This is a genomic window from Clostridium sp. (assembly GCF_036639235.1).
In the GTDB taxonomy this organism is placed as follows: Bacteria; Bacillota; Clostridia; order Clostridiales; family Caloramatoraceae; genus Clostridium_AB.
On the sequence record NZ_JAVWJB010000074.1, the window covers coordinates 1 to 5,193 of the forward strand.

Consider the following 5,193-nt stretch of genomic DNA (forward strand, 5'->3'; position numbering starts at 1 on the left):
AAAAGTGAACTTACTATTGGATACTTTACTAAGCATGGTGATAGTGGAGTTGATATGCTTCCTATAGCGTCATTTGTTAAGAGGGATGTATATAAAATTGCAAGATATTTTAATATTCCTGAGGATATTATTAACAAGGCACCTTCAGCTGGTCTTTGGGATAACCAAACAGATGAAGATGAAATGGGAATTACATATGAAGACCTTGATAATTATATAGAAACAGGAGAAGCAACCGAAAAGGTAAGTGATAGGGTTGATCTACTTAATTATATGACGCGTCACAAAAGGGAGTTTCCTCCTATGTTTAAGCCTTCAAGATAGTTTAGATACTTTGAAAAACCTTTTTAAGTATGCTAAAATTAATTGTTGATTGAATGGTTTTTTTAAGGAGGAATTGCAATGTCAGGACACTCAAAATGGGCGAATATTAAGAACAAAAAGGGTAAACAAGATGCTCTTAGAGGAAAGATATTCACTAAAATCGGTAAAGAAATTGCAGTAGCAGTTAAAGAAGGCGGATCAAACCCAGATTCTAATACTAGACTGAGAGATGCAATTGCTAAGGGTAAGGCTAATAATATGCCTTCAGATAATATTGCCCGTGCTATTAAGAAAGCAGCAGGGGAAGCAGGTAGTGTTAACTACGAAGAAATAGTTTATGAAGGATACGGACCAGCAGGAATAGCTGTAATTGTTTCAGCACTTACTGATAACAGAAATAGAACAGCTTCAGAAGTTAGACATGCATTTGATAAGTTCGGAGGAAACCTTGGAACTACAGGATGTGTATCATTTATGTTTGAGAAGAAGGGTCTTATTATAGTAGAAGCTACTGATGAGATTGATGAAGATGAACTAATGATGACTGCACTTGATGCAGGAGCAGAGGACTTCTCAAATGAAGGCGAGGTTTTTGAAATTATAACTGAGCCAGGAGATTTTTCACAGGTACGTGAGAAGCTAGAAGCAGCAGGAATAAGCTTTTTATCAGCTGAAATATCAATGCTTCCTTCAACTACTACTAAGATTGAAGGAGACGATCTTGTTAAGTTCTTTAAGATGATTGATAAACTTGATAACGATGAGGATGTTCAGGGATATTGGCATAATGCTGAATTCGATGAAGAATAATAAATAGTTACTAGAAGGTGATTCTAATTATGGAATCACCTTTTTTGTATAATCATATTAATTTAATGTATAAAATATTTTTGTTTGGTTATAATCCCAAACAAAGGAGTTGATTAATATGAAATTAAGAAGAGTAATTATTATGGTTCTACTATTGTTTGTTATGGCTATAGGTGTTGGAACGTCACTATATATATCTAAGGGAAGTTCAGGGAATAATGTTAAGGTTGATGATTTAAGTATTAAGAAGGATGATATGAATGCCGCAGCTAAGGACACTATGTCTACTAATCAAGCTAGGGAAGATATGATGAAGTTTATAGGGCCTAAGACTATTATAGTTAAGAGAGATGTATATACTAAGGGAGAACCATTTGAACTTTCATATAAAATGGAGGTTACTGGGGATACTATAGGTATGGATAAAGATAAGTTTCAGAACTTTATAAGCAGTGAAGGCTATAAGATTGATGAATTTACAGGTGATAAGGTTGTTATATCTAAAAGCATAAATACATGGCCAATTGGACTATTTGTACTTAAGTCAGTAGATAATAATATTGTACTTTATAAGGTGGACGATAAGGGGGAACTTGTAGTGGTAGCCCCTACAGAAATTACCCTTGATCTTGTTTCAGAAAATGACAAGGATGATTTAATTAAGGGTAAGGTCTTTAAGACTAAGGAAGAAGCAGAGGTTACTATTGCTGAATATGACTCTTAATTATTCTCAGGCTATTAAATTATCAACAGTCTAATATGAATTTAAATTTGTTTAGTAATAAGTGAGGGTATGGAAATTCCATATCCTTCAATTTTTTTTAGGACTCTACCCTACCAACTTTAAAAATGATATAATTATAGAATATGTACGAACAGACTTTCGTTTTGGAGGGTAAAATGAGGATTATTGGAATTGACCCCGGTTATGCAATAGTCGGATATGGGGTTTTAGAATATGAAAATAACAAGTTTAAAGTAATAGATTATGGTGCTGTTACAACTACTCCAAAAAACACTATGCCAGAGAGGCTTCACCAGGTTTTTGAGGCATTATCATATATATTTGATAAGTATAAGCCAGACGCTATTGCATTTGAGGAGCTTTTCTTCAACCATAATGCTAAGACAGCCATAGCGGTTGGACAAGCAAGAGGAGTATCAATACTTGCAGCACAAAGACTTGGATTTGAGGTTTATGAATATACGCCTCTTCAAGTTAAGCAGGCTGTTGTAGGTTATGGAAGAGCGGATAAGAAGCAGGTACAGCAGATGGTTAAAACACTACTTAACCTGAGAGTAGTACCTAAGCCTGACGATACAGCAGATGCACTTGCAGTTGCAATATGTCATGGTCATAGCTCACATATGTCAAGTTTATTTAAAATAAAATAGAGGAGAGGCTTATTATGATAGCTTTTGTTAAAGGAAAGGTTTTTGATATTTCGGAAGACCATGTGATTATAGACAATAACGGAATAGGTTATATAATTTATATGCCACTTCGAGATATAGAAAAAATCAAGAAAAAGGACGATGAAGTATTAATCCATACATATCACTATGTTAGAGAAGATGGAGAAATGTTATATGGATTTTATAATAGAGAATCACTACATTTATTTAAGAACCTTATTGGGGTTTCAGGTGTAGGACCAAAGGCAGGTCTTTCAATACTTTCAACAGTTGATGCAACAACACTAGTAATAGCAGTTGCAGGGGCAGATGATAAGACAATTGCAAAAGCTCCTGGTATTGGGAAGAAAACAGCTCAAAGAATTATACTAGAACTTAGAGATAAATTTAAAAAACTTAATATTGAAGAGGCATTACCATTATTCTCACTTCCTGAGGAGAAGGTAGATACATCTAAGATTTCAGAGGCTATTGAGGCACTTATGGCGCTTGGATACTCTAAAACAGAAGCGTCTAATGTTGTTACAGGTATAGATGCAGCAATGTCCCTTGAGGATATAATCAAGGAGGCCCTAAAACATTTAATGAGGGGATAGGTGATATAGTTGAACATACAAGATAGAATAACTTCTAGCTTTAATGAAGAAGATATTGAAGATAGAGTAACAACTTCTAGTTTTAAGGAAGAAGACATTGAAGTTGAGGGAAGCTTAAGACCTAGAACTTTTAATGAATATAAGGGTCAGGAAAAAGCCAAGGAAAAGTTATCTATTTTCATAGAAGCTGCAAAGAATAGGGGGGAGGCACTAGATCATGTGCTTTTATACGGACCTCCTGGGCTTGGTAAGACAACACTATCAGGAATTATAGCCTATGAAATGGGAGCATCAATTAGGGTTACGTCAGGGCCTGCAATAGAAAAGGCGGGAGACTTAGCAGCAATACTTACGAACCTTGCAGAAGGTGACGTATTATTTATAGATGAGATACACAGACTAAATAGAAGTGTAGAAGAGATACTTTATCCAGCTATGGAGGATTATTCTCTAGACATTATTATAGGTAAGGGGCCAAGTGCTAGAAGTATTAGAATAGATCTACCGAAGTTTACGCTTATAGGTGCAACTACTAAGGCTGGTATGCTTACAAGTCCTCTAAGAGATAGGTTTGGGGTTATGTGTAGACTGGAGCTATATAGTGAAGATGAGCTTCAGGATATAGTTATTAGAGGAGCATCAATTCTTGGAATAGGAATAGATGCAGATGCAGCACTTTCCATTGCTAGAAGAAGTAGAGGTACACCTAGAATAGCAAATAGACTTTTAAAGAGAGTTAGAGACTATGCTCAGGTTAGGGGAGATGGCTATATTGATGTTGACTCATCAAATGCAGCACTTGACCTACTTGAAGTTGATAGGCTAGGACTTGATAATATAGACAGAAAAATGTTAATATCAATGATAAATAAATTTTCAGGGGGACCAGTTGGTCTTGATACCCTTGCATACTCTATAGGTGAAGAGAATGAGACTATAGAAGATGTATATGAACCATACTTACTACAGCTTGGATTTATTAATAGAACACCAAGGGGAAGAGTAGTAACAAGGTCAGCATATGACCACCTTAACATACCATACCCAGTTGAATAGATACTTAGGAGGATATTATGAAGGTTAGTGATTTTTACTTTGATCTACCTGAAGAGCTTATTGCACAGGAGCCTTTAGAGCAGAGAGATAACTCAAGACTTCTTGTTTTAGATAAGGAAACAGGAGAAGTTGAACATAAACACTTTAAAGACGTACTTGACTATTTTAACGAGGGAGATTGTCTAGTACTTAATAACTCAAGGGTAATACCAGCAAGATTATTTGGAATTAAGAAGGAAACAGGAGCTAAGATTGAGTTTGTTCTTCTTAAGAGAGTGGATAAGGATAAGTGGGAAACTCTTGTAAAGCCAGGAAAGAAAGCAAAGCCAGGAACTTCATTTGTATTCGGTAACGGAGAACTTGAGTGTGAAGTTCTAGAAACAACAGAAATAGGTGGAAGAATTATAGAATTTAAGTATGAAGGAATTTTTGAAGAGGTACTAGATAAGCTAGGACAAATGCCACTTCCTCCATATATAACTAAGCAGCTTGAAGATAAGGAAAGATACCAAACAGTATATTCTAAGATTAATGGTTCAGCAGCTGCACCTACAGCAGGATTACACTTTACAAGTGACCTACTTGAAAAGATTAAGGCTAAGGGAGTTAATATTGCATATGTAACTCTGCATGTAGGACTTGGAACATTTAGACCTGTTAAGGTAGAGGATATTAACGAGCATATTATGCATTCAGAGTTTTATAGTATAGATAAGGAGAATGCAGAGCTTATTAATAACACTAAAAAGTCAGGAAAGAAAGTTATAACTGTTGGAACAACATCAACAAGAACCCTAGAAACTGTTGGTGATGAAAATGGCTACATTAAAGAATGTAGTGGATGGACGGATATATTTATATACCCAGGATATAAGTTTAAGGTAGTAGATAATCTTATAACTAATTTCCACTTACCTGAATCAACTCTTATTATGCTAGTTAGTACACTAGCAGGACAAGATAATACTATGAATGCATACAAAACAGCTGT

Annotated in this window: 7 protein-coding genes; all 7 read left to right on the forward strand. The window is 35.3% G+C overall.

The features are described 5' to 3' along the window. On the forward strand, positions 1-324 hold a 324-nt coding region (gene nadE / locus RR539_RS10270; RefSeq protein WP_332474906.1), incomplete at its 5' end, for an NAD(+) synthase. 78 nt (positions 325-402) lie between these two features. Next, on the forward strand, positions 403-1,134 hold the full coding sequence (locus tag RR539_RS10275; RefSeq protein WP_332474907.1) for a YebC/PmpR family DNA-binding transcriptional regulator: 732 nt from the start codon (positions 403-405) through the stop codon (positions 1,132-1,134). 118 nt (positions 1,135-1,252) lie between these two features. Then, positions 1,253-1,858 carry a hypothetical protein gene (locus tag RR539_RS10280; RefSeq protein WP_332474908.1) on the forward strand — a complete coding sequence of 202 codons (606 nt, stop codon included), beginning with the start codon at positions 1,253-1,255 and terminating at the stop codon, positions 1,856-1,858. Between the two features lie 176 nt (positions 1,859-2,034). Further along, a complete protein-coding gene (gene ruvC / locus RR539_RS10285) occupies positions 2,035-2,529 on the forward strand; it encodes a crossover junction endodeoxyribonuclease RuvC (RefSeq protein ID WP_332483817.1) in 495 nt (164 codons plus the stop codon). A gap of 14 nt (positions 2,530-2,543) precedes the next feature. Continuing rightward, a complete protein-coding gene (ruvA, locus tag RR539_RS10290) occupies positions 2,544-3,146 on the forward strand; it encodes a Holliday junction branch migration protein RuvA (protein ID WP_332500407.1) in 603 nt (200 codons plus the stop codon). Between the two features lie 54 nt (positions 3,147-3,200). Continuing rightward, a complete protein-coding gene (gene ruvB / locus RR539_RS10295) occupies positions 3,201-4,202 on the forward strand; it encodes a Holliday junction branch migration DNA helicase RuvB (RefSeq protein WP_442878411.1) in 1,002 nt (333 codons plus the stop codon). A gap of 17 nt (positions 4,203-4,219) precedes the next feature. Further along, positions 4,220-5,193, forward strand: a 974-nt coding sequence (gene queA, locus RR539_RS10300; RefSeq protein ID WP_332500411.1) for a tRNA preQ1(34) S-adenosylmethionine ribosyltransferase-isomerase QueA, incomplete at its 3' end; no start/stop codon positions are given.

Bases quoted from the DNA above. Each gene is read 5' to 3' on its own strand.
- ruvA (WP_332500407.1), top strand. From the start codon at position 2,544: ATGATAGCTTTTGTTAAAGGAAAGGTTTTTGATATTTCGGAAGACCAT.
- RR539_RS10275 (WP_332474907.1), top strand. From the start codon at position 403: ATGTCAGGACACTCAAAATGGGCGAATATTAAGAACAAAAAGGGTAAA.
- RR539_RS10280 (WP_332474908.1), top strand. From the start codon at position 1,253: ATGAAATTAAGAAGAGTAATTATTATGGTTCTACTATTGTTTGTTATG.
- ruvC (WP_332483817.1), top strand. From the start codon at position 2,035: ATGAGGATTATTGGAATTGACCCCGGTTATGCAATAGTCGGATATGGG.